The sequence below is a fragment of the Micromonospora purpureochromogenes genome, from assembly GCF_900091515.1.
In the GTDB taxonomy this organism is placed as follows: Bacteria; Actinomycetota; Actinomycetes; order Mycobacteriales; family Micromonosporaceae; genus Micromonospora; species Micromonospora purpureochromogenes.
Window position 1 is genome coordinate 5,567,660 of record NZ_LT607410.1, and the last position, 23,919, is coordinate 5,591,578.

Below are 23,919 nucleotides of genomic sequence, written 5' to 3' on the forward strand. Positions count from 1 at the left end.
CGTGCGGCGGGGTGCGGGAAGGTCAGACGTAGAGCGCGGTGAACGGGGCCCAGGGCAGGTTTCTCGCCACCGAGAAGGCCAGCCAGACGGCGAGGAACCCGGCGATCACCGGCGAGCTGATCCGCAGCTCGGGCAGGCGCCAGCCGAAGGCCTGCTTCCCGGCCCACGCCACGAAGAGGTACGCCAGGAAGGGCAGCGCGAACACGAAGAGGAACTGGTGCCGGGCGGCGGCGGGCAGGTCGCCGTGCAGCACGTACCAGAGGGCGCGGGTGCCGCCGCAGCCCGGGCAGTCCAGGCCGGTGGTCAGCTTGAGCAGGCAGCTCGGGGCGGCGTCCGGGTCGCTGCGGGTGGGGTCGCTGACCAGCGCGTACGCCATCCCGATGCCGACGCAGCCGAGCGCGGCCAGCGGCGCGGCCCAGCGCGGCGAGCGCGCGTGCACCCGGAGCACGAACCGGGTGAGCCGGTCCGGCTCGACCTGCTGGTAGGCGCCGGGCGGCCAGGCGGCGGACGGGCCGTCGTGCGCCCAGGCGCCCTCGGCGTGCCCGTGCGGGTCGCCCGCGCCGTGCGCGACACCCGCACCCCGAGGGGCTTCGGCGGGTGGGGCGGCGTCGGCGTGCGGGGCGGCCACCGCGCCGGGCGGTGCTGCCTGCGGCGCGCTGGTGTCGGACACCTGCTGACCCGGCTGACCCGCCGACCCGTCCACGCTCGTCACGCGCTCACGGTACACCGGCCACGCCCTTCAACGCGGCGGCCAGCGGATCGGCGAGATCCCCGGCGACCGGCGGGGCCACCGCGTCCAGACCGAGCCAGCCGGCGAGTCGGTACAGCTCGGCCGCGAGCGCGACGGCGGTCTCTCCCGGGTCGGCGCCCGGCTCGATCCAGGCGGCCGGCACCAGCAGCACCCCCGCCTGCCGGTCGGCCTTGAGGTCCACTCGCGCGGTGAACCGCTCCCCCTGCAGGAACGGCAGCACGTAGTAGCCGTACACCCGCTGCGGCGCGGGTACGTAGATCTCGATCCGGTAGCTGAAGTCGAAGAGCCGCTCGGTGCGGGCCCGCTCCCAGACCAGCGGGTCGAAGGGGCTGACCAGGGTGTTGCCGCGCACCCACCGGGGCAGCCGGGCGGTCGCGTGCAGCCAGGCCGGCTGCCGCCAGCCCTGTACCGTCACCGGCCGCAGCTCACCGGCCTCGACCAGCTCGGCGATCGCCTGCCGGGCACCGGCCAGCGGGAGCCGGAAGTAGTCGCGCAGCTCCGGCTCGGCGGCCACCCCGAGCGACCGCGCGGCCACCGACACCAACGTGCGGTACGCCTCGGGGTCGGTGGGGGTGGGCGCGGCCAGGGAAGCCGCCGGCAGCACCCGCTCGGGCAGGTCGTAGCGGCGGGCGAAGGAGGTCGTCCGGTCGGCGGCGCTCACCTCGCCGGCCCAGAAGAGGAACTCCAGGGCCCGCTTCACCGCCGACCAGTTCCACCCCCAGTTGCCGGTCTCCCGGGGCGCGTCGTGCTCGATCTCGGCGGCGGTCAGCGGCCCCCGGGCGGCCACCTCGTCGCGCACCCAGGCGACGAGTTCGGGCTGCTCCTGCGCGATGCGCCGCATGCCGCCCCAGGCGTCGGAGTGGGCCTTGGCCATCCGCCAGCGCAGCGCCGCGTGCAGCCCCACCGGCACCAGCGACGCCTCGTGGCCCCAGTATTCGAAGAGTTCGCGGGGGCGGCGGTAGGCGGCGGTGTCGAGCAGGGCCGTCGGGTAGGGCCCGAGCCGGCTGTAGAGCGGCAGGTAGTGCGCCCGCTGCAGCACGTTGACCGAGTCCATCTGGATCAATGCGACCCGGTCCAGCACCCGGCGCAGGTGTCGCCGGGTGGGCACGCCGGTGGGCGCCGGGTCGGCGAAGCCCTGGGCGGCCAGCGCCACCCGCCGGGCCTGGGCGAGGGAGAGTGATTCCGGTACGGCCATCGTCGGGCACCCTAAACCAGCGGTACGACGCCGGAGCGGACGCTGGACCGGACGCCCGGCGAGGCATAGAACGGACACATGCTCACCATCCGCCCCGAAGAGCCCGAGGACGCCGAGGCGATCGCCCGGGTGCACATCCACGGCTGGCAGGCCGGCTACGCCGGGATCATGCCCGACGAGGTGCTGCGCCGGCTCAACCCGGTGGCCTGGGCGCAACGGCGTCGGGACCTCGGCACCGCCGACCCGGAGCACCCGTTCACCACGCTGCTCGCCGAGGTCGACGGGGTGCCCGCCGGGTTCGTCACCTTCGGGCCGTACCGCAACAACCAGGACCGGGACAACCTGGACCCGGCGTACGGCGAGGTGCTGGCGACGTACGTGGAGCCGGCGCACTGGGGCGACGGCACCGCGCGGGCGCTGCTGGCCGCGGCCCGCGACGGCCTGGCGAGCAGGGGCTGGCGGGAGTACCGGCTCTGGGTGCTGGCCGAGAACACCCGGGCCCGGCGCTTCTACGAGCGGGCCGGGCTGTCAGCGGACGGCGAGCGGTCCACCTACCCGGTGCCGCTCGCCGGTGGGCTTCCCCCGGTCCGGCTCGACGAGCTGCGGTACGCCGGTCGGCTCGACGGCTGACCCGGCGGGCTCCGGACGCCCGGCGGCCGGACCGGCGGCGGCCGGGACGGCCCAGCGCCGGATCGGCAGCAGCACCAGCAGCGCCAGGCTGATCCAGACGTAGGTGTTGCTGCCCAGGAAGCCGTCCAGGCCGGTGAAGTCCTTCTCCCAGGCCCAGACGATCCGGCTGATCAGCAGCCCGTACGCGATGATCGCGAAGGCCAGCAGGGCGCGCCGCCGCGGACCGTGCGCGGGCGCGGCCACCGCGTTGTCGACCAGCAGGATCAGCGCCGGGATCAGCCAGACCAGGTGGTGCACCCAGGTGACCGGGCTGACCAGGCACATCAGCGCGCCGGTCAGCGCCAGCCCGGTGGCCTCGTCGCCGACGGCCACCGCCGCCCGGGACCGCCAGGCCCAGATTCCCAGGGTGGCCAGGACCAGCAGCAGCCAGGCCAGGGTGCTCGGGTGGTCGGGGTCCAGCCGGGCCACCACCCCGCGCAACGACTGGTTGGAGACGAACGCCAACTCCCCCACCCGGCTGGTGTTCCACAGCGACGCGGTCCAGAACTCCCGGGAGGCGTCGGGGAAGAGCGCGGCGGCGAGCAGGGTCGCCACCACCGCGGCGACCATCGAGGTGAACGCGGCCCGCCAGCGCCGGGTGATCAGCAGGTAGACGATGAAGACGCCCGGGGTCAGCTTGATCGCGGTGGCCAGCCCGATGCCCACGCCCGCCCACCGGCTGCGGGCCGGCAGCAGCCGCAGCAGGTCCAGGCCGACCAGGAAGAGCAGCAGCATGTTGACCTGGCCGAAGTTGATCGTCTCGCGCATCGGCTCGTACGCGACGGCCAGGCAGAGCGCGACGGCCAGGGTGAACCAGCGGGACCAGCCGGCCCGGCGGGAGACCGGGTCGAGCAGCCACCAGATGAACACCGCGCTGACCACCACGCTGGCGGCCACGCTGACGGTGATCGCCGCCGGCCACGGCAGGTACGCCATCGGCAGCATCACCAGGGCGGCGAACGGCGGGTAGGTGAAGCCGTACTGGGTGCCGGGCTTGAGGTAGTCGTAGATCTCGCCGTGGTCGTGCGCCCAGAAGGTCAGCGCGCCGTAGTAGACCTTGAGGTCGAAGAAGCCGTGCCGGACGGCCGCCACGGAGAGGAAGGCCGTCACCACGACGGCGAGCGCGACCACCCCGACGACCTGCGCGGCCGTCCGCCTGGCACCCTGCGCCACCATCGTCACTCCCGCCCTGCGTAGGCTTTCGCCCATGGCCATGGGGTACGTCCGCCCGGCGCGTCCCGAGGACGCCGGCGAGATCGCACGCATCCAGCTCGCGACCTGGCGGGTCGCCTATCGCCGGATCCTGCCCCGGCACGTGCTCGACAACCTCGACGAGGCATGGCTCGCCCGGCGGTGGAGCGCGGCGGTGCAGGAGCCGCCCTCCGGCGCACACCGGGTGCTGGTCGCCGTCGAACAGGCCGAGCAATCCTATCTGGTGGGGTTCGCCGCCTCCGGTCCGGCGGACGCCGAGGCGCTCGCCCCCGGTGAGCCGGCCGACGCGCTGGCCGAGGGCGTGGCGGCGGTGACCGACCTGCTGGTCGAGCCCCGCTGGGGCCGGCGCGGGCACGGCAGCCGGCTGCTCGCGGCCACCGTGGACCTGTGGCGTACCGACGGCTTCGACCGGGCGGTGGCCTGGGCGTTCGAGGGCGACGAGGCGACCCGGAAGTTCCTCACCTCCACCGGCTGGGAGCCGGACGGCGCGGCGCGGGCGCTGGACGTCGACGACATGCTGGTACCCCAGCTCCGGCTGCACGTCGCGGTCCCGACCGAGCCGGTTCCCACCGACTGAGCGGCGGCCGGCGCGCGCCGTCGGTCACCGGTGTCGGGGGCCTCGCCTACGGTGGCCGTATGACCGCAGCGACGGCGAGACCCGACGCGGGCTCGAACCCGGCCGACCCGGTGCCCGGCGGGCGCCCGACGGCCGACCCCGGCGGCCTGGAGGGGTTCCGCGTCGAGCTGACCGGCTACGCCTACCGGATGCTCGGCTCGGTCTTCGACGCCGAGGACGCGGTGCAGGAGACGATGCTGCGGGCCTGGCGCGGCCTCGACCGCTACGACGGGCGGTCCAGCCTGCGCACCTGGCTCTACCGGATCGCCACCAACGTCTGCCTGGACCTGCTGCGGGGCCAGGGCCGGCGGGCCCTGCCGATGGATCTCGGGGTGCCGTCCGCGCCGGTGGCGGCGTCGCTCGGCACGCCCGGCTCGGGCCGGGAGTGGCTGGACCCGGCGCCGGACGCCGTCGTGCTGCCGGCGGACCCGGCCGAGCTGGCGGTGACCCGCGAGTCGGTCCGGCTGGCCTTCGTCGCCGCGTTGCAGCACCTGCCGCCGCGGCAGCGCGCAGTGCTGATCCTGCGGGACGTGCTGCGCTGGCGGGCCGGCGAGGTCGCCGAGCTGCTCGACACCACCGTCGCCGCGGTGACCAGCGCGGTGCAGCGGGCCCGGGCCACGATGGCCGACCGGGCGGCGACCGCGCCGGCCCCCGCGCTCAACCGGGAGCACCGGGAGCTGCTCGACCGCTACGTCCAGGTCTTCGAGCGGTACGACATCGACGCCCTGGTGGCGCTGCTGCGCGAGGACGCGGTGCAGACCATGCCGCCGTATCCGCTGTGGCTGCGGGGGCCGACCGACATCGGCCGGTGGCTGAGCGGGCCGGGCGCCGGTTGCCGGGGTTCCCGGCTGCTGCCGGTGGCCGCCAACGGCGGGCCGGCCCTCGCGCAGTTCCGGCCCGACCCGGCCGGCGGCCACCGCGCGTTCTCGATCCAGCTGGTGGAGTCCTCCGGCGGTCGGATCACCCGGCTCACCCATTTCCTCCAGCCGCAGCTCTTCCCGCTGTTCGGCCTGCCCGACCGGCTGCCCTGAGCGGTACGCCGCCGACGGGGCCGGTGTCCGGACCGATGAATTCCGGCCGGCGCCGGAGTCCATCCCAGGACAGCGCCCCGTCGGCGGAGGACCATGACCGGGACGGCAGCCACCCGGCGACGATCGTGCCGCCGGCCACGCAGGAACGGAGACCAGCATGTTCACGGACACCTTGGCGTTCAGTTCCTTCTCGGTGGACGACATCGGCCGCGCCCAGCAGTTCTACGCCGACACCCTCGGCCTGCGGGTGTCGCGCGACGACGAGATGGGCGGCCTGCTGACCCTGCACATCGCCGGGGACCGGCCGGTGCTCGTGTACCCGAAGGCGGACCACGAGCCGGCCCGGCACACCGTGCTGAACTTCCCGGTGCCGGACGTCGACCGGGCCGTGGACGAGCTGACCGCGCGGGGCGTGCGGTTCGTCCGCTACGAGGGGCTGGGGCAGGACGAGAAGGGCGTGATGCGCGGCAACGGGCCGACGATCGCCTGGTTCACCGACCCGGCCGGCAACATCCTGTCGGTGCTCGCGCAGGGCTGACCCCGGTGGGCCTGCGCGTCGTCGGCGCCTCGTGGCCGACGGGGTCAGGAGGCGAGCTCGGCGACGAGTTCGTCGTCCTCCACGGCACCGGTCGGGGCGAAGCCGAGGGAGGTGTAGAGGCGGGCCGCCGGGGCGTTGTCGGGGTGGTACGAGAGGCGGACCACGCTGCCGCCGTCCTGTGCGGCGAGCCAGTCGGCCAGGGTACGGACGGTGGCCCGACCGACGCCCCGGTCCTGTTCGTCGGCGGCGATCACCATGCCGCCGATCCAGCGGGAGCCGTCCTCGTCGACGCCCCACATGGCGTGTCCGACCACCGTTTCGTCGGCGTAGACGGCCAGCGAGGTCCACCCGTCGGAGCGCATGGTCAGCACCAGGTAACGGGCGGCCAGGGCGGGTACCCAGGCGCGCTGGTCGTCGCGGGGCGCCACGTCGGCGACGTCCCGCCAGTTGTCGTCGTCGACCGGCCGCAGCGTGATGTGGCGTCCGGCCGAGTCGCGCAGCCCAGAATCGATCATGACGGTGAGCCTAGGTCCGGGCCGACCGGGTGACGAGCTGTTTCACCCGGCCGGTCGTGCTCACCCGGCCCGGCGCCCAGGGCACGGCCGGGTGAGCCGTCGACCGTCCGGCTCAGTTCGCCCGGGCGTCCAGGTACGGCCGCGGGTCACCGGCCCCGAGGTCGGTGATGCCGGCGGTGCGCAGGGCCCCGATGGCGAGGGTGCGGCGCACCGCGGCGAAGGTGATCACGTGTCCGATGGCGCCGCCCAGGGTGTGCGTGGTCGGCGGCGAGCAGGTGGTGTCGACGAAGGTGTCGGCCAGCGTGCCGTCGGCGAGCGTCCGGGCGACGAAGGCCCGCCAGTCCCGCCCGGCCGCCTCGTGCCGCGCGGACAGCCCGGCGATCGACCGGTCGCTCTCGTCGGGCCAGTCGCCCCCGCGCAACGCCGACAGCCAGTGCTCCTCCTGGGTCACCATGGCGTTGATCAGGGAACGGAGGGTCGGTCGGTCGTCGATGGTCTCCACCGAGACGGTGACGGGCCGGTCGAGCACCTCGTCGTCGAGGGTGGCGGCCCGCTCGATGACGGCGGACAGGGTGGCGACGTGGTGGTCGACGAGATGTTGCAACACGTCCATGGCGGTCTCCTCGTGGGTGCCCGGCAGCCGCAGGCCACCGGGGGGCTGGAAGTGCACGCCGCTGGGGCAGGGCAGTTCCAGCTCGCGGAAGGTGAGTGGCCGGCGCCGCCGGATGAGTGTCGGCGACGCGCCGTAGGAGCGCAGGAAGGCGCGGCTGAACGCCTCGTGCGAGCCGTACCCGGCCTCGACGGCGACGTCGAGGACGGTCCGGTCGGTGGTGGTGAGCCGGTGCGCCGCGCGCTCCAGCAGCAGCCGGCGGCGCAGCGCGCCGGGTGGTTCCCCGGTGGCCGCCGCGACCAGCCGGTCGAAGTGGAACCGGGACAGGTGCGCCCGGGCCGCCAGCGCGGCCGGGCTGACGGCGGGATCCTCCACGCCCACCTGCACCCAGTGCAGGATGCGGGCCAGTTCGTCCGTCGTCGTCATGCGAACAGCCTGCACCCGAGGGTGGCCGGCGCGCTTGACCGCCGTTGCGCACCTGCCGGCGCCACGGCCGGCCCGCGGCACGGGCCGGCCGGGCGGACGCTCAGTCGAGCAGCGAGTCCAGGCCGATGGTCAGGCCCGGGCGGGTACGCACCGCGCGGACGGCCAGCAGCACGCCCGGCATGAACGAGGCCCGGTCGTACGAGTCGTGCCGGATGGTCAGCGTCTCGCCGATGGTGCCGAAGAGCACCTCCTGGTGGGCGACCAGCCCGGTGGCCCGCACGGCGTGCACGCGTACCCCGTCGATGTCGGCGCCGCGCGCACCCGGCACCTCGTCCGAGGTGGCGTCCGGCGACGGGCCGAGACCGGCGTCGGCGCGCGCCTGCGCGATCCGGCGGGCGGTGTGGGTGGCGGTGCCGCTGGGGGCGTCGAGCTTGCGCGGGTGATGCTGTTCGATGATCTCGACGGACTCGAAGTGCCGGGCGGCCCGCGCGGCGAACTGCATCATCAGCACCGCGCCGATGCCGAAGTTCGGGGCGATCACCACGCCGACGCCCGGCTTGCGCTCCAGCCAACCGCGCACCCGCTCGATCCGCTGCTCGGTGAAGCCGGTGGTGCCGACCACCGCGCTGATGCCCTGGTCGATGCACCAGTGCAGGTTGTCCATGACGACGTCCGGGGTGGTGAAGTCGACGACCACCTCGGCGCCCGCGTCGGAGGCGTTGAACAGCCAGTCGCCCTGGTCGACCATCGCCACCAGGTCCATGTCGGAGGCCGCGTCAACCGCCTTGCACACCTCGACGCCCATCCGGCCCCGGGCACCCAGCACGCCGACCCGGATCGGCTCGTCCAGGCCCTTCTCCTGCTCGTCAGTCACGGGGCACAACCTATCCCAATCGGGACGCCCTCACCCGCCGGGACCACCCACGTCCCACGGGACGCCGGTGATCCACTCCAAATGCGGCATGTCGCACCTTCCGGCGGCGCGGACACCGCGACACGCCGCATCCCACGACCGTCCCGTCCGGGCGGGCGGGTCGGGCGGTCAGGCGGAGAAGTCGTGCTCGCCGAACGGGCCGACCACGGCCAGGGACATCGGCCGGCTCAGCAGCTCGGCGGCGAGGGCGTTCACGTCCGCCAGGGTGACCGCGTCGACCCGGGCGAGCAGCTCGTCCACCGGCATCAGGTCGCCGTAGAGCAGCTCCCCCTTGGCCAGCCGGCTCATCCGCGAGCCGGTGTCCTCCAGGCCCAGCACGAACGATCCCTTGCTCATGCCCTTGCCCCGGGCCAGCTCGGCCTCGCTGATCCCCTCGGCGGCCACCCGGGCCAGCTCGGCGCGGGTCAGCTCCAGCACCTCGTCCACCTTGCCCGGCGCGCAGCCGGCGTAGACGGCGAAGAGGCCGCTGTCGGCGTACTGGCTGGCGTACGAGTAGACCGAGTAGGCCAGGCCCCGCTGCTCGCGGATCTCCTGGAACAGCCGGCTGGACATCCCGCCGCCGAGGACGTTGTTGAGCACGCCGAGGGCGAAGCGCCGCTCGTCGAGGCGGTCGATGCCGGGGCAGCCGAGGATGACGTGCGCCTGCTCGGACTCCTTCGGCTCCACCAGGGTGGCGGCCGGCCTGGTGCGTACCGCCGGAGTGGCCGGCCGGTGCGGAGCCGGGGTCGTCGGGTCGGTGTCCAGCGGGGTGCCGCGCAGCGCCTGGCGGACCAGCTTGACCACGGTGGCGTGGTCCAGGTTGCCGGCGGCGGCGATGACGATCTGCGGCGCGGTGTACCGGCGCCGGTAGAAGCTGTGGATCTGCCGCCGGGTCATCGGGGTGACCGTCTCCTCGGTGCCGGAGATCAGCCGGCCCAGGGGATGGTCGCCGTAGACGGCGCGGGCGAAGAGGTCGTGCACCTCGTCGCCGGGCTCGTCGTCGTGCATGGCGATCTCTTCGAGGATGACGCCGCGCTCGGTCTCCACGTCGGCCGCCTCGATCACCGAGTCGGCCACCAGGTCGCACATGACGTCGATCGCCAGCGGCAGGTCCTCGTCCAGCACGCGGGCGTAGTAGCAGGTGTATTCCTTGGTGGTGAAGGCGTTGGTCTCACCGCCCACCGCCTCGATCTCCGAGGAGATCTCCAGCGCGCCGCGCTTGTGGGTGCCCTTGAAGAGCAGGTGCTCCAGGAAGTGCGCCGCGCCGGCCTGCGGGCCGGTCTCGTCCCGCGAGCCGACCGCCACCCAGATGCCGAACGAGACGCTGCGCATCGCCGGGATCGCCTCGGTGAGCACGCGCAACCCGCTGGGCAGCACGGTACGGCGTACCGTGCCGCCCAGCGGGTCGTCACTCAGCGTGCGGGTGACCGCCCGGCCCGACCCGGCACGACCGGATTGCGTCCCGGTGGCGTGCCGGACGGCTCCGGACGGCCCCACCCCCCGTCGACCCGCAGGAAAAGACGAACGCTGGGCCCGACTCACGGAAACCTGCTCTCAGTTGACGAGGGGTGGGTGGTGCTGTGGCGCGGTGGGTCAGCTGTGCCGGGTCCGGCGACGCGGGCGCTCGCCGCCCTCGCCGCCCTCGCCGCCACCCTCGCCGCCGCCCTGGGGCCGGTCGCCGCGCTCCGGGGCACGACCGCCCCGGTCGCCGCCCCGGTCACCACGGTCGCGCGGGGCACGGTCACCGCCGCGGTCGCCACCCCGGCCGGCCGGACGCTCGCCACCGGCGGCCTCGCCGGCGGCCGGCGCCTCGGCGCCCTCCGGGCGGACCTTGTCCAGGTAGATCTTGCCGCGGGCGTCGATGTCCGCGATCTCGACCTCGACCCGGTCGCCGACGTTGAGGAAGTCCTCGACCTTCTCGACCCGCTTGCCGTCGCCCACCTTGGAGATGTGCAGCAGGCCGTCGCGGCCCGGCAGCAGCGAGACGAACGCGCCGAACGCGGCCGTCTTGACCACCGTGCCGAGGAACCGCTCCCCCACCTTCGGCAGGGTCGGGTTGGCGATGCCGTTGATCCGGTCCACCGCGGCCTGGGCCGACGGGCCGTTGGTCGCGCCGACGTAGATCGTGCCGTCGTCCTCGATGGAGATCTCGGCGCCGGTCTCGTCCTGGATGGCGTTGATGGTCTGGCCCTTCGGGCCGATCACCATGCCGATCTTGTCGACCGGGATCTTGACGGTGGTGACCCGCGGCGCGTAGTCCGACATCTCGGCCGGAGCCTCGATCGCCGCCTGCATCACGTCGAGGATGGTCTGCCGGGCCTCGTGCGCCTGCTGGAGCGCGGCGGCCAGCACGTCCGACGGGATGCCGTCGAGCTTGGTGTCGAGCTGCAGCGCGGTGACGAAGTCCCGGGTGCCGGCGACCTTGAAGTCCATGTCACCGAACGCGTCCTCGGCACCGAGGATGTCGGTCAGCGTCACGTACTGGGTCTTGCCCTCGACCTCGTCGGAGATGAGGCCCATGGCGATGCCGGCGACCGGCGCCTTCAGCGGCACACCGGCCGACAGCAGGCCCAGCGTCGAGGCGCAGACCGAACCCATCGAGGTGGAGCCGTTGGAGCCGAGCGCCTCGGAGACCTGCCGGATGGCGTACGGGAACTCCTCGCGCGCCGGCAGCACCGGGATCAGCGCCCGCTCGGCGAGCGCGCCGTGGCCGATCTCGCGCCGCTTCGGCGAACCGACCCGGCCGGTCTCACCGGTCGAGTACGGCGGGAAGTTGTAGTTGTGCATGTAGCGCTTGGACTTCTCCGGGGAGAGGGTGTCCAGCGACTGCTCCATGCGCAGCATGTTCAGCGTGGTGACACCCAGGATCTGGGTCTCGCCCCGCTCGAACAGCGCCGAGCCGTGCACCCGGGGCAGCACGCCGACCTCGGCGGTCAGCGGACGGATGTCGCGCGGGCCGCGGCCGTCGATGCGGATCTGCTCGCGCAGCACCCGGTTGCGGACCTCGGACTTGGTCAGCGACCGGAAGGCGGCGCTGAGCTCCTTCTCCCGGCCCTCGAAGCGACCGCCGAGCTCCTCGGCGACCCGGGCCTTGACCCGGTCCAGGGCCTCCTCGCGGGCGGCCTTGCCGGCGATGGTGAGCGCCTCGGCCACGTCGGCGCGGGCCACCTCGGCCACCGCCGCGTACACGTCGTCCTGGTAGTCCAGGAAGACCGGGAACTCGGCGACCGGCTTGGCGGCCACCTCGGCCAGCTCGCTCTGCGCCCGGCACAGCTCGCGGATGGCCGGCTTGGCGGCCTCCAGGCCGCTGGCCACGACCTCCTCGGTCGGGGCCGGGGCACCGCCGGCGACCAGCGCCACGGTGTGCTCGGTGGCCTCGGCCTCGACCATCATGATCGCGACGTCGCCGTCCGGCAGGGCGCGACCGGCCACCACCATGTCGAAGGTGGCCCGGGCCAGCTCCTCGATGGTCGGGAAGGCGACCCACTGGCCGTCGACGTGCGCCATCCGGGTGGCCCCGATCGGGCCGGAGAACGGCAGGCCGGAGAGCTTGGTCGACATCGAGGCGGCGTTGATCGCCACGACGTCGTACGGGTGCTGCGGGTCGAGCGCGAGGACGGTCTCGACGACCTGGACCTCGTTGCGCAGGCCCTTGACGAACGACGGGCGCAGCGGCCGGTCGATCAGTCGGCAGGTGAGGATCGCGTCCTCGCTGGGGCGGCCCTCGCGGCGGAAGAACGAGCCGGGGATCCGGCCCGCGGCGTACATCCGCTCCTCGACGTCGACGGTCAGCGGGAAGAAGTCGAACTGCTCCTTCGGCTGCTTGCCGGCGGTGGTGGCGGAGAGGACCACGGTCTCGCCCAGCTGGGCGACGACCGAACCGGCGGCCTGACGGGCCAGCCGGCCGGTGGAGAAGGTGATCTCACGGGTGCCGAAGGACCCGTTGTCGATCACAGCGGTACGGGATTCGGTGCCGAGGTTGGTCTCGGTCATGGTGCTGTCGTGCTCCTTCGCGTCGGGGGCCCACGACACGGGAGCTGCTCAGACGGCCGGTCTTCGATCGAAGCGCCCGGGTGACCGGCGTGATGCCGGGGTGCCCGGAGGCCACTACCGGAGACCGGTACGCTGACCGGCTCCCTCTCGGGTGGTCGCGCGGCCCTGTTCTTCAGTGGTACCGGAACGGGGGAGCGGCCGCAGGCCACTCCCCCGTCACGTCACCGGCGCAGACCGAGTCGCTCGATGAGCGACCGGTAGCGGTTGATGTCCTTCTTCTGGACGTAGTTGAGCAGCCGACGGCGCCGGCCGACCAGCAGCAGCAGCCCGCGGCGGCTGTGGTGGTCGTGCTTGTGCACCTTCAGGTGCTCGGTCAGCTCGGCGATCCGCTTGGTGAGGACCGCGACCTGCACCTCCGGCGAACCGGTGTCGCCCTCGGCGGTCGCGTACTCCGCACGGATCGTGGCCTTGGCTTCCTGGTCGAGCGCCATGTTCTCCCTGTTTCGGTGGGTTGATCACTGGTGTCCGTCGAACCGGTCAGGAGACCGGAACGGACCGGTACCTCGCACCCGCGGCGTCGTGCAGGCACGCGAGGCCCCACGTCGGTCAGCCGACGTCCCCGCCAGACTACCAGTCCGGCCCGGTCCCATCCGGTCAAGGTCGGCAAAGCCGCCCACGGCGCGCTCAGCCGACCGCCCGGCGGGTCCGCTCGACGTCCTCGGCGATCTGCGCCACGAGGGGCTCGATGGCGTCGTACCGGCGCTGCTCCCGCAGGTGCGCGACGAAGTCCAGGGCCAGCCGCTCGCCGTACAGGTCGCCGGAGAAGTCCAGCGCGTACGCCTCCACCCGCCGCTCCCGGCCGGAGAAGGTCGGGTTGGTACCGATCGACACCGCCGCCGCCAGGGGCTCCCGCTGGCCCCGACGCACCAGCCGGGCGGCGTACACCCCGTCGGCGGGGACCGCCGCGTACCGGTGGCGGAGCAGGTTGGCGGTGGGGTAACCCAGCTCACGTCCGCGCTGGTCGCCCCGGACCACCACCCCCTCCAGCCGGTGCGGGCGGCCCAGCGCGGCGGCCGCGGCGGCCACGTCGCCCGCGTCGACGCAGGAGCGGATGTACGTCGAGGAGAAGACGGTGCCCGCCTCGGCCACCAGCGGCGCGCCCTCCACGCCGAAGCCGAAGGTGCGGCCGAGCCGGGTCAGCAGCGCCACGTCGCCGGCCGCCCGGTGCCCGAACCGGAAGTTGTCCCCCACCACCACCAGCGCGGCGTGCAGGTGCTCGACCAGGACGTCGTGCACGAACGCCTCCGCCGGCAGCCGGGAGAACTCCGGGGTGAAGGGCACCACGCAGAGCACGTCGACGCCGAGGTCCTCGATCAGTTCCGCCTTGCGGGCCGGCTCGGTGAGCACGGCGGGGTGCGAGCCGGGGCGGACCACCTCCGCCGGGTGCGGGTCGAAGGTGACCACCACCGACTTCACGCCCAGCTCCCGGGCCCGGGCCACGGCGTGTCCGATGGTCGCCTGGTGCCCCTTGTGCACGCCGTCGAAGACGCCGATGGTGACGACCGAACGTCCCCAGCCACCGGGCGCCGCGTCGTACCCCCGCCACCGCTGCATGCCGTTCCTCCCCTGCTTCCCCGGCCTCGCCGGGCACCCGCGCCGGCCGCGCGACCGGCGCACCCGCCACCGCCGTCAGGCCGGGGCGAGCACGATCTCCGCGCGGGCCCGGCCGTCCCGCTCGCTGACGATAGCGATCAGGCCGCCGTCGGGACCGAAGACCGCGTACGGCCCGGCGATGCCGGCCGCGTCGAGCGGCCCGCCGTGGGAGAGCACCTTCGCCTCGTCCGCGCTGGCCTCCCGACGCGGGAAGAACCGGTCGGCCGCCGCGTCGAGCGGCAGGTTGACCACCTCGGGCGCACGCTGCTCCAACTCGTCGAGGGTGGCCGCCTCGGTCAACCGGAAGCCACCCACCGCGGTGCGCCGCAGCGCGGTGAGGTGCCCACCCACCCGCAGCGCCAGGCCCGCGTCCCGCGCGATGGCCCGGATGTACGTCCCGGACGAGCAGGTCACGTCGATGTCCACGTCCAGCACGTCGGGAGCGTCCCGGCGGACGGCCAGCACGTCGAGGCGGGAGATGGTGACCCGCCGGGCGGGCAGCTCGACGCTCTCGCCCTCGCGTACCCGCTTGTAGGCCCGCTGCCCGTTGATCTTGATAGCGCTGACCGCGCTGGGCACCTGGTCGACCTCGCCGGCGAGCGCGGCGAACGCCGCCCGGACCGCCTCGTCGGTGAGCTGGCCGGCCGGGGTGGTGGCGATCACGTCACCCTCGGCGTCGTCGGTGACGGTGGCCTGCCCGAGCCGCACCGTGGCGGTGTAGCTCTTGCCGGCGCCGATCACGTACGTCAACAGCCGGGTCGCCCGGCCCACCCCGATCACCAGCACGCCGGTGGCCATCGGGTCGAGCGTGCCACCGTGCCCCACCCGCCGGGTCTTCGCCAGCCGGCGGATGCGCGCCACCACGTCGTGCGACGTCATGCCGCCCGGCTTGTCCACCACGATCAGCCCGTCACCGCTCACGACCGCCAAGCCTGCCAGACGGGGTCACCGGCGCCGTCACCGCACGGCACAATGCCCCTCGCGTCCCCACCACCGTCTCCGGAGTCCCGATGAGCAACCCGCCCTCCCACGAGCACCGCGCCCGGGTCGACCTGCCGGAGTGGATGCGCGACCCCGAGCCGCCCCGCCGCACCCCGGGCCGGCTGCTCTCCGAGCTGGTCGACCGGACACCCGTGCTGCGCGAGCTGCGGCGCGCGGTGTGGCGGTGGCGGGAGCACACCCGGTTCAGCGAGCGGCACCCGGTGCTCTCGGCGGTCGTGTCGTTCGTGTTCGTCGCGGCCGTCGCCACGGTGCTCGTCGCGGGCGCGGTCTACCTGTTCGGCAGGATGCGCGAGGGCACCCTCTGAGCCAGGGCACGTCGGTGGGCTCCGCCGGGCGTTCCCGCACCCGGCCCGGCGGCGTCAGCGGACCGCGCCGATCACCGCCCACCCGCCCGAGCGCAGCCGCAGCAGCAGTGCGACCAGCCGGATCACGATGAACAGGGTCAGCCCGGCCCAGATCCCGCCGAGCCCCAGGTCGAGCCCGTGGGCGAGCCAGATCGCCGGCAGGAAGCCGCCGAGCGCCGCGACGATGGTCAGGTTGCGCAGGTAGCGCACGTCCCCGGCGCCGATGAGCACGCCGTCGAGGGCGAAGACCACGCCGGCCAGCGGCTGCATCGCCACGAACCAGGGCCAGGCCACCATGGCCTGCTCGCGTACCTGCGGATCGGAGCTGAACCAGGACGGGACCACGCCGGCCCCGGCGGCGATCAGCACCGCGAAGCCGACGCCGGCAACTCCGCCGAGCAGCGCGAACCGGCGGGCGAGGGCCCGCGCCCCGGCGGCGTCGCCGGCCCCGAGCGCGGCGCCGATCAGCGCCTGGGCCGCGATGGCGAGGGCGTCGAGCACCAGCGCGGTGAAGAACCACAGTTGCAGGGCGATCTGGTGGGCGCCGACGGCGGCGGCGCCGAACCGCGCGGCGACCGCCGTGGCGGAGAGGAAGCTGGCCTGGAACGCGACGCCCCGGACCAGCAGGTCGCGGCTGAGCGCCAGCTGCTGCCGGATCAGCCGGGGCCGGGGCCGCAGGGAGACCCGCTCGCGGACCAGCGCCGCGGCGAAGAGCGCGCCGGAGACCGTCTGCGCGACGGCGTTGGCCACCGCCGAGCCGGCCAGCCCGAGCCCGGCCGGGTACACCAGCAGCGGGCAGAGCAGCGCGGAGAGCAGGTTGGGCGCGAGCACGAAGACCAGCGGGCGGCGGGTGTCCTGGATGCCGCGCAACCAGCCGTTGCCGGCGGCGGCGAGGAGCAGCCCGGGCGCGCCGAGCGCCGCGATCCGCAGCCACTGCGCGGCCGCGCCGGCCACGTCGTCCCCACCCCCGGCGAGGGTACGCGCCAGCGCCCCGCCGCCGAGCTGCATGGCGAGCGCGACGAGCACGCCCACCCCGAGGGCGAGCCAGGACGCCTGCACGCCCTCGGCCACCGCCGCCGCCCGGTCGCCGGAGCCGAACCGACGGGCCGCCCGCCCGGTGATCCCGTACGCGAGCACGGTGCCCAGCCAGGCGGTGAGGGTCATCACGGTGCCGCCGACGGCCAGCGCGGCGAGCGGCACCCGGCCGAGGTGCCCGACCACCGCCGTGTCGACCAGCACGTAGAGCGGTTCGGCGGCGAGCACCACCAGCGCGGGCAGGGCGAGGGCGGCGATCCGGCGCGGCGGCGCGATCGCGGCGGCGGTGGCGGTCTGACTCATCGCCGCCGATCCTGGCACGGCAGAGGTAAGGATCGCAAGACCTGTCAGCGCTTACGCCAAGGCGCCAGGCAACCCACCCCAGATACGGCGTGTCGAGGTGTCCACGCTCCGGAAGACCGCGACACGCCGGCTTCCCTGTCGATCAGCGGACCGGAGTCGGCCCGCCGGCGGACGGCTGGAAGGGCGCGGGTGGTTCAGCGGGAGGGGAGGGCGTCGAGCCAGCGGCGGACCTGGCGGCGGGTGCGCAGCCGGACCACCGGCAAGTCCGGTGCGTGGGCGGCGACGGCGGCGAACACCCGGGGCCGGGAGCGGCCGGGATAACGCCAGACGTAGCGCAGGAAGCCCAGGTCGAGCCGTTCGGGGCAGCCGGCCGGCAGGTCGGGGCGGTCGGCGGCGCGGCGGTCCCAGCGGCGGCGCACGACCCGGGCGAGGCAGAGCGGCCAGGGCAGGTCGACCAGCACCAGCAGGTCGGCGCGGGGCAGGCGGAGATCGAGGGTGCTGCCGTAGTTGCCGTCCATCACCCAGCGCTCGCCGGCCGCGAGCGCGGCGACCTGGGCGTGGAAGGCCGCGTCGTCGGCGGGGATCCAGCCGGGTCGCCAGTAGTGCCGGTCGAGGTGGATCAGCGGCAGGTCGAGCCGGCGGGCGGCCGCGCGGGCGAGGGTGCTCTTGCCGGCCCCCGAACTGCCGACGATCAGGATGCGACGCACCGGGCGACGGTACCGGTCAGGGGTCGGACGGCGCGGACCCCGACCGCTCGGATGCGGGCGGCTCCGGGCGTCGCCGCGCTGCGGGCGATCGGGCACGGCCGGGCGAGTCGGGCGGTAGCGGCAGGACGGCCAGGTTGGTGGCGCCGGGCCGGAGAACAGGACCGAGAGGCGGTGACGTCGGCGACGCGGGACGTCGGCGGCGTCACCGCCGGTCGGGCTGCGTCACTGACGGGTGTCCATCGAAGTCTGCAGGGCGCGCCGCATCTGCTCGCGCGCCTCGTCGGTGGCCTCGGGCTTGGGCTTGGTCGCCATGGGAGTTCCCTTCCAGGGTGCGGACCACCGGGGACGGCGGCCCTACGGGCGGTTCTGCTGAGCGCCCGACGACGGTCCGGGATCACCGGAGCGGCTCGCCTGGCAGCGTGAGCCCGGGTCGGTCTGACCCTGGAGGGAGGCGGCGCCGGGTGTGGCACCACCGCCCGCGACCTGCGTCGCGACGCGGCGCCCGGTCGTTTCCCAAATTAACGTTCAGTTCCACATGCTGCCCACAGTTCCCGCCATTCGGACGAGATGGCGGCCGACGCGCTCACCGGGCCAGGAAGTGCCAGCCGAGCCACCACCAGAATCCGAACACCCCGATCCGGCCCACCGGGACCGGCCCGACCTCGTAGCGCATCACGTACGCGCAGACGTCGCCGAGCGACGGCACCCGGGAGCCCGGGCGGCGGGAGGACCACTCGACGGCGGCGAAGAGCAGCAGGGCGGTCAGGAAGCCGGTGACGGCCAGCGTGCGCATCATCGCCGAACCAGCCCCCAGAACGCGGCCAGCCAGCCGAACCAGGCGGCGGAGCGGACCAGTTCGTCGGTGAGCAGCGGGTCCGCGAGCCGGGAGAAGGTGGGGAACTCGTTACCGACCGACAGCACGAACGTGGCGGCCTCGAGGACGCCGAAGACGGCCGCCGGCAGCACCCACCAGAGCGCGCCCCGCCCGAGCCGGTGCGGCGCCGGCCGGCGGGGCACCCGGTTGCCCAGACCGAGCCAGATCAGCGCGCCGCCGGTGCCCAGGGTCCACAGGTTGGCCTGGGTCGAGAAGGACGGCAGCTGGCCACCGACCAGGGAGAGGCAGGCCAGCACCGGCACCGTGACCACCGGACGGTCCCAGGCGCGCGGCAGGTCGACGGTGAGCTCGGGGGGCTGCTCCATCCTCCGATTCTCCCCGCGCTCACACAGCGCGGAAAGACCAACACACTTCGGGGCGCGCGGAGGTCAGCGGGCGATCAGCGCGCCGTCCAGCTCGGCCCGGATGGAGCGCACCACGTCCTCGGCGCTACCCGCCCCGGTGAACCCGGCGGCGAACCGGTGGCCGCCACCGCCCAGCGCCACCGCCACGGCGCTCACGTCCACCGCGCCCTTGCTGCGCATCGACACGGCCCACTCGGCCGGGCCGACCTGCTTGAGCACGCAGGCCACGTCGGCCTCGGCGGTGCACCGCACGGAGTCGATCAGCGCCTCCAGCACGTACGGGCGCTGGTCGTGCCGGGCCAGGTCGTCCTGGGTCGCGTACGTCCAGACCAGTCCGTTGCCGGCGGCGGCCGCGGGCTCCAGGCGGGCCCGGCCCAGCACCTCGCCGAAGAGCCGGACGGCGCCGAACGGCCGGGTGTCGAAGACCTGGCGGGAGATGTCCCCCGGGCGGATGCCGGTGGCCAGCAGCCGGGCCGCGAACTGGTGCACGGCGGGGGTGGTGGCCTCGAACCGGAACGACCCGGTGTCGGTGGTCAGCGCGACATAGAGGCACTGGGCGATCTCCGCGTCCAGTGGCACGTCGAGCCGGGTGAGCAGCTCGTCGACGACGACCGAGGTGGCCGCGGCCGCCGGGTCGACCAGGTGCACCCGGCCGAACCGGGTGTTGGAGGCGTGGTGGTCGAGGACCAGCGCGTCGCCGGCGGTGTCGAGACGGTCGACCAGCTCACCCAGCCGGGACTCGCTCGCCGCGTCGAAGCAGACCACCAGGTCCGGATCCGGGTACGCCTTGGTCGACGGCACCAGCAGGTCGAGCCCCGGCAGCCAGCGGAACGGCTCGGGCACCTCGGGTGGCCCGGGGAAGGTCGCCTGGAGGTGCCGTACGCCGAGCCGGCGCAGCCCGAGCCCGAAGCCGAGCATGCTGCCCAGCGCGTCGCCGTCCGGGTTGACGTGACAGATCAGCAGCACCCGGGCGTCGGCCGGCAGCCGGCGTACCGCCGTGACGGCGGCGGCCCAGTCGGACTCGTCCGGGCCGGTGCGGGCCGGCCCGGTGAGCAGATCGCCGGCCGCGCCCGGGGTGCCGCTCACCGCCGATCCGTGGCCGACGGGGTGCCCTCGTCGTTCTGGTCGCCCTCGGCGTCCTCGTCTTCGTCCTCGTCGAGCCGGTACGGCTGGGCCTCGCCCGCGTACTTGGCCTGGGCCGCCAGCCGCTGCACCTCGGCGTCGGACTGGCGGGCCGCGGCGAGCAGGTCGTCGATGTGCTTGACCTGGTCCTGCACGTCGTCGAGGACGAAGGTCAGGGTCGGCGAGTGGCGCAGCCCGAGGGCCTTGCCGACTGTGCTGCGCAGCATGCCCTTGGCGCTCTCCAGGGCGGCGGCGGTGCTGGCCTGGGCGGCCGAGTCACCGAGCACCGTGTAGAAGACGGTGGCGTCACGCAGGTCGGCGGTGATCCGGGCGTCGGTGATGGTGATCATCCCGAGCCGGGGGTCCTTGATCTGGCTCCGCACCACCGACGCGACCAGTTCGCGAATGCGCTCCGCGTGCCGGCGTACCTTGGCCGGATCCGTCATGTCCCCCACCTCCAGGGCGTGCTGCTCCCGGCCGGCACGACGGCGCAGGGCACCGCCGGGACCGACCGCCCAACATGTCGAACACTACCCGCGCGGCCGGGCCGGTCGCGCGGCACCGGCGGTGGCGACGGCCACCCCGGCGTCAGTCGTCCTCGCCGTGCAATCGGCGGCGCACCGACAGCAGTTCGGCCTCGGGGCGCCCGGCCACCAGGCGCTCACAGGAGTCGAGCACCTCGCGCACGTGGGCCGCCTCGGCGGCCACCACGGCCACGCCGATCTCGGCCCGGCCGTGCAGGTCCAGCGCGCCCACCTCGGCTGCCGACACCTCGAATCGGCGCAGCGCCGCCACGATGGGGCGTACATATGATCTCTTGGCCTTGAGCGACCGTGAGTCGCCCGGCAGCAGCAGGTCGAAGACCGCGGTTCCCGTGTACATCGCTCCGGACGATACGGACATCCCCGGACATGATCAAGGGGTTTACGCCGGACGGCGTAAACCCCTTGATCACTGTGTCAGCACCGGATCAGGCGCGCGGCTTCTCCCGCATCTCGAAGGTCTCGATGATGTCGCCGACCTGGACGTTGTTGAAACCGCCCAGCGTCAGACCACACTCGAAGCCCTCGCGGACCTCCGTCGCGTCGTCCTTGAACCGCTTGAGGGAGCTGATCGTGAGGTTGTCCGCCACGACCGCCCCGTCCCGCAGCACCCGCGCCTTGGCGTTGCGGCGGATGATGCCGGACCGGACGATACAACCGGAGATGTTGCCGATCTTGGACGAGCGGAAGACGTCGCGGATCTCCGCGCTGCCCAGCTCGACCTCCTCGTACTCCGGCTTGAGCAGACCCTTGAGCGCGGCGTCGATCTCCTCGATGGCCTGGTAGATGACCGTGTAGTACCGGATCTCCACGCCCTCGCGGTCGGCGATCTCGCGGACCTTGTTGGCGGCCCGCACGTTGAAGCCGATGATCGTGACCGCCTCGGACGAGGCGCTCGCGAGCATGACGTCGCTCTCGGTGATCGCACCCACGCCCCGGTGGATGATCCTGAGCTGGACCTCCTCCGGGATGTCGAGGTTGAACAGCGCGTCCTCGAGGGCCTCCACGGAACCGGAGACGTCGCCCTTGAGCACCAGGTTGAGCGAGGTCTTCTCGCCCTCCTTGAGCTGCTCCATGAGCGTCTCGAGGGTGGCCCGACCGCGGGAGTTGGCGAAGGACGCCGCCCGCCGCCGTGCCTGCCGCTGCTCGGCGATCTGCCGCACCGTACGGTCGTCGGCCGCCGCGAGGAAGGTGTCGCCGGCGCCCGGCACCGCGGTCAGACCGAGGACGAGCACCGGACGGGCCGGTCCTGCCTCGGCGACCTGGTTGCCGTTCTCGTCGAGCATCGCCCGAACCCGGCCGTGCGCCCCGCCGGCGACGATGGAGTCGCCCGCCCGCAGGGTGCCCTTCTGCACCAGCACCGTCGCCACCGCACCGCGGCCCTTGTCCAGGTGCGCCTCGATGGCCACACCCTGCGCCGGCCCGTCGATCGGAGCGGTCAGCTCCAGCGACGCGTCGGCGGTCAGCAGGACCGCCTCGAGCAGTTCGTCGATGCCGATACCCGGCTTGGCGGCCACGTTGACGAACATGGTGTCGCCGCCGTACTCCTCGGCGACCAGCCCGTACTCGGTCAGCTGCTGGCGGACCTTGTCCGGGTTGGCCTCGGGCTTGTCGACCTTGTTGACCGCCACCACGATCGGCACCTCAGCCGCCTTGGCGTGGTTCAACGCCTCGATCGTCTGCGGCATCACGCCGTCGTCGGCCGCGACCACCAGCACCACGATGTCCGTCACCTGGGCACCACGGGCACGCATGGCGGTGAACGCCTCGTGACCCGGGGTGTCGATGAAGGTCACCGCCCGGTCCTCGCCCTCGTGCGGGACGTGGACCTGGTAGGCACCGATGTGCTGGGTGATGCCACCCGCCTCACCGGCCACGACGTTCGCCTTGCGGATCGCGTCGAGCAGCTTGGTCTTACCGTGGTCGACGTGACCCATGACGGTCACCACCGGCGCACGGCTGACAAGTCGCTCCGCCGCGACCTCGGCGTCGAGGTCGATGTTGAACTGCGCGAGCAGCTCGCGGTCCTCGTCCTCCGGGCTGACGATCTGCACATCGAAGCCGAGGTGCTCACCCAGCAGCAGCAGGGTCTCGTCAGAGCAGGACTGGGTCGCCGTGACCATCTCGCCCAGGTTGAACATCTCCTGGACCAGCGAACCCGGGTTGGCGTTGATCTTGTCGGCGAAGTCCGACAGCGACGCGCCACGGGAGAGCCGGACGACCTGACCCTGACCCCGGGGGGCACCCGAGCTCATGGTCGGGGCCGACAGGTTGTCGAACTCCTGTCTGCGCTGCTTCTTGGACTTGCGACCGCGGGTCGGCCGGCCACCCGGACGCCCGAAGGCACCCGCGGCACCGCCGCCACGGCCACGACCGCCGCCACCCGGACGACCACCGCCGCCGGCCGGGGCACCCGGACGGAAACCGCCGCCCGGAGCACCGCCACCGCCACCGGGACCGCCGCGGAAGCCACCGCCACCGCCACCGCCACCGGGACCGCCGCGGAAGCCACCGCCAGCGCCACCGCCACCGCCACCGCCACCGGGGCGGAAGCCACCGCCAGCGCCGCCGCCGGGACGACCTGCGCCGCCACCGGGGCCGCCACGACCGCCACCGGGACCGCCGGGGCGACCGGTGGTCGGACGCTGGCTCGGCATGGAAGCCGGGCTGGGCCGCGGCGGCATGGAGGCCGGGCTCGGCCGCGGCGGCATGCCCGCCGGGCTGGGCCGGGGGCCACCGGCGGCCGGCGGCCGCTGCTGGCCGCCCTGGATACCGAACGGGTTGTTACCGGCGCCGCGCGCCGGCGGACGACCGCCCGGACGGGCACCCGGACCCGGGGCCGGCGCGCCGGGACGACCGGCGGCCGGGGTACCCGGACGCGGGGGCACGGCGTTGGGACCCGGGCGGGGACCCGGACGGGGACCACCCTCGGTCGGGGGCTCCCGTCGGACGTTCTCGCGCTGCTGCTGGCGGGCGGCCTGCGCGGCCTTGACCGCGGCCTCCTGCTCAGCCTTCAGCGCGGCGGCGCGCGCCTCGGCGGCCGCCACCTCGATGTCGTGGGCGCTCGCCGGCTTGGCGACCGGGGCCGCCGGCTGCGGCGGACCGGGAACGGGGCCCTTGGGCTTCGGCCCAGGGGTCGGCGCGGCCGGCCGCCGGGGCGGCATCGGCTTGGCCGACACCCGGGGGGCGCCCGGGGCCGGGGACGGCGTCGGGGTCGGGGTCGGGGCGGCCGCCGGTGGGGCGGCCTGCGCCGAGGCGCCTCCGGCGGACGCGACGAATGCGCCACGCAGCCGTCGGGCGACGGGCGCCTCGACGGTGCTGGACGCGGACTTCACGAACTCGCCCATTTCCTTCAGCTTGGCGAGAACGGTCTTGCTTTCGACCCCGAGCTCTTTTGCCAGCTCGTGTACGCGGGCCTTACCTGCCACTGCACTCCTCACTCCGAGGTCGTGCGGGCAGTACCCGCAGCAACCTCACTCGTGCACTTGAAGCCTGGTCATTTC

General features: G+C 74.0%; 24 protein-coding genes. 5 read left to right on the forward strand and 19 right to left on the reverse strand.

Annotation, left to right across the window (positions count from 1 at the left end):
- Positions 1–22: 22 nt before the first annotated feature.
- On the reverse strand, positions 23–727 hold the full coding sequence (locus GA0074696_RS25355; RefSeq protein WP_407940512.1) for a DUF2752 domain-containing protein: 705 nt from the start codon (positions 725–727) through the stop codon (positions 23–25).
- On the reverse strand, positions 717–1,946 hold the full coding sequence (locus GA0074696_RS25360; protein WP_088963402.1) for a winged helix-turn-helix domain-containing protein: 1,230 nt from the start codon (positions 1,944–1,946) through the stop codon (positions 717–719). Before GA0074696_RS25360 ends, GA0074696_RS25355 begins: the two co-directional genes overlap by 11 nt.
- A gap of 78 nt (positions 1,947–2,024) precedes the next feature.
- Between GA0074696_RS25360 and GA0074696_RS25365 the strand changes: the two genes are divergently transcribed.
- Positions 2,025–2,576 (forward strand): GNAT family N-acetyltransferase, encoded by a 552-nt coding sequence (locus GA0074696_RS25365; protein WP_088963403.1) that lies wholly within the window; start codon positions 2,025–2,027, stop codon positions 2,574–2,576.
- Here GA0074696_RS25365 and GA0074696_RS25370 read toward each other — a convergent pair.
- Positions 2,475–3,788, reverse strand: a complete 1,314-nt coding sequence (locus GA0074696_RS25370; RefSeq protein ID WP_088964806.1) for a glycosyltransferase 87 family protein — start codon at positions 3,786–3,788, stop codon at positions 2,475–2,477. The genes GA0074696_RS25365 and GA0074696_RS25370 overlap by 102 nt on opposite strands.
- Before the next feature lie 34 nt (positions 3,789–3,822).
- Between GA0074696_RS25370 and GA0074696_RS25375 the strand changes: the two genes are divergently transcribed.
- From GA0074696_RS25375 to GA0074696_RS25385, 3 genes are all read left to right on the forward strand, one after another.
- The gene (locus GA0074696_RS25375) at positions 3,823–4,404 is read left to right on the forward strand and encodes a GNAT family N-acetyltransferase (RefSeq protein ID WP_088963404.1); all 582 of its coding nucleotides are present in this window, start codon (positions 3,823–3,825) and stop codon (positions 4,402–4,404) included.
- A 59-nt stretch (positions 4,405–4,463) separates the two neighbouring features.
- The gene (locus GA0074696_RS25380; RefSeq protein WP_088963405.1) at positions 4,464–5,474 is read left to right on the forward strand and encodes a sigma-70 family RNA polymerase sigma factor; all 1,011 of its coding nucleotides are present in this window, start codon (positions 4,464–4,466) and stop codon (positions 5,472–5,474) included.
- Positions 5,475–5,631: 157 nt separating this feature from the next.
- Entirely contained in the window at positions 5,632–6,012 is a 381-nt protein-coding gene (locus GA0074696_RS25385) for a VOC family protein (protein WP_088963406.1), read from the forward strand.
- Between the two features lie 44 nt (positions 6,013–6,056).
- Here the strand turns inward: GA0074696_RS25385 and GA0074696_RS25390 are convergent, their stop codons facing one another.
- From GA0074696_RS25390 to truB, 8 genes are all read right to left on the reverse strand, one after another.
- Positions 6,057–6,527 (reverse strand): GNAT family N-acetyltransferase, encoded by a 471-nt coding sequence (locus tag GA0074696_RS25390; RefSeq protein WP_088963407.1) that lies wholly within the window; start codon positions 6,525–6,527, stop codon positions 6,057–6,059.
- Between the two features lie 112 nt (positions 6,528–6,639).
- A complete protein-coding gene (locus tag GA0074696_RS25395) occupies positions 6,640–7,563 on the reverse strand; it encodes a helix-turn-helix domain-containing protein (protein WP_088963408.1) in 924 nt (307 codons plus the stop codon).
- A 100-nt stretch (positions 7,564–7,663) separates the two neighbouring features.
- Complete coding sequence (dapB, locus tag GA0074696_RS25400; protein WP_088963409.1) at positions 7,664–8,437, reverse strand: 4-hydroxy-tetrahydrodipicolinate reductase; 774 nt, start codon at positions 8,435–8,437, stop codon at positions 7,664–7,666.
- A 168-nt stretch (positions 8,438–8,605) separates the two neighbouring features.
- The gene (locus GA0074696_RS25405; RefSeq protein ID WP_088963410.1) at positions 8,606–9,973 is read right to left on the reverse strand and encodes a M16 family metallopeptidase; all 1,368 of its coding nucleotides are present in this window, start codon (positions 9,971–9,973) and stop codon (positions 8,606–8,608) included.
- A 96-nt stretch (positions 9,974–10,069) separates the two neighbouring features.
- The gene (locus GA0074696_RS25410; RefSeq protein WP_088964807.1) at positions 10,070–12,469 is read right to left on the reverse strand and encodes a polyribonucleotide nucleotidyltransferase; all 2,400 of its coding nucleotides are present in this window, start codon (positions 12,467–12,469) and stop codon (positions 10,070–10,072) included.
- 221 nt (positions 12,470–12,690) lie between these two features.
- Positions 12,691–12,960 carry a 30S ribosomal protein S15 gene (gene rpsO / locus GA0074696_RS25415; protein WP_088963411.1) on the reverse strand — a complete coding sequence of 90 codons (270 nt, stop codon included), beginning with the start codon at positions 12,958–12,960 and terminating at the stop codon, positions 12,691–12,693.
- 193 nt (positions 12,961–13,153) lie between these two features.
- Complete coding sequence (locus tag GA0074696_RS25420; protein WP_088963412.1) at positions 13,154–14,083, reverse strand: bifunctional riboflavin kinase/FAD synthetase; 930 nt, start codon at positions 14,081–14,083, stop codon at positions 13,154–13,156.
- A 75-nt stretch (positions 14,084–14,158) separates the two neighbouring features.
- Positions 14,159–15,043, reverse strand: coding sequence for a tRNA pseudouridine(55) synthase TruB (gene truB, locus GA0074696_RS25425; protein WP_088964808.1), 885 nt, complete (start codon positions 15,041–15,043; stop codon positions 14,159–14,161).
- Positions 15,044–15,132: 89 nt separating this feature from the next.
- Between truB and GA0074696_RS25430 the strand changes: the two genes are divergently transcribed.
- A complete protein-coding gene (locus GA0074696_RS25430) occupies positions 15,133–15,429 on the forward strand; it encodes a hypothetical protein (RefSeq protein ID WP_088963413.1) in 297 nt (98 codons plus the stop codon).
- A gap of 54 nt (positions 15,430–15,483) precedes the next feature.
- Here GA0074696_RS25430 and GA0074696_RS25435 read toward each other — a convergent pair whose 3' ends face one another.
- The 8 genes from GA0074696_RS25435 to infB all read right to left on the reverse strand — a co-directional run bounded on the left by GA0074696_RS25435 (position 15,484) and on the right by infB (position 23,844).
- A complete protein-coding gene (locus GA0074696_RS25435) occupies positions 15,484–16,806 on the reverse strand; it encodes an MATE family efflux transporter (RefSeq protein ID WP_088963414.1) in 1,323 nt (440 codons plus the stop codon).
- A 194-nt stretch (positions 16,807–17,000) separates the two neighbouring features.
- Positions 17,001–17,513: a P-loop NTPase family protein gene (locus tag GA0074696_RS25440; protein WP_172894433.1), complete on the reverse strand. Its 513-nt coding sequence runs from the start codon at positions 17,511–17,513 to the stop codon at positions 17,001–17,003.
- Between the two features lie 583 nt (positions 17,514–18,096).
- Positions 18,097–18,306 (reverse strand): DUF6186 family protein, encoded by a 210-nt coding sequence (locus GA0074696_RS25445; RefSeq protein WP_172894738.1) that lies wholly within the window; start codon positions 18,304–18,306, stop codon positions 18,097–18,099.
- Complete coding sequence (locus GA0074696_RS25450) at positions 18,306–18,713, reverse strand: hypothetical protein (protein ID WP_088963416.1); 408 nt, start codon at positions 18,711–18,713, stop codon at positions 18,306–18,308. The genes GA0074696_RS25445 and GA0074696_RS25450 overlap by 1 nt, the downstream gene beginning before the upstream one ends.
- Before the next feature lie 63 nt (positions 18,714–18,776).
- On the reverse strand, positions 18,777–19,808 hold the full coding sequence (locus GA0074696_RS25455; RefSeq protein WP_088964810.1) for a DHH family phosphoesterase: 1,032 nt from the start codon (positions 19,806–19,808) through the stop codon (positions 18,777–18,779).
- Between the two features lie 26 nt (positions 19,809–19,834).
- Positions 19,835–20,320, reverse strand: a complete 486-nt coding sequence (rbfA, locus tag GA0074696_RS25460) for a 30S ribosome-binding factor RbfA (protein ID WP_088963417.1) — start codon at positions 20,318–20,320, stop codon at positions 19,835–19,837.
- A 142-nt stretch (positions 20,321–20,462) separates the two neighbouring features.
- The gene (locus tag GA0074696_RS25465) at positions 20,463–20,756 is read right to left on the reverse strand and encodes a DUF503 domain-containing protein (protein ID WP_088963418.1); all 294 of its coding nucleotides are present in this window, start codon (positions 20,754–20,756) and stop codon (positions 20,463–20,465) included.
- An 88-nt stretch (positions 20,757–20,844) separates the two neighbouring features.
- The gene (gene infB / locus GA0074696_RS25470) at positions 20,845–23,844 is read right to left on the reverse strand and encodes a translation initiation factor IF-2 (protein WP_088963419.1); all 3,000 of its coding nucleotides are present in this window, start codon (positions 23,842–23,844) and stop codon (positions 20,845–20,847) included.
- Positions 23,845–23,919: the final 75 nt, after the last annotated feature.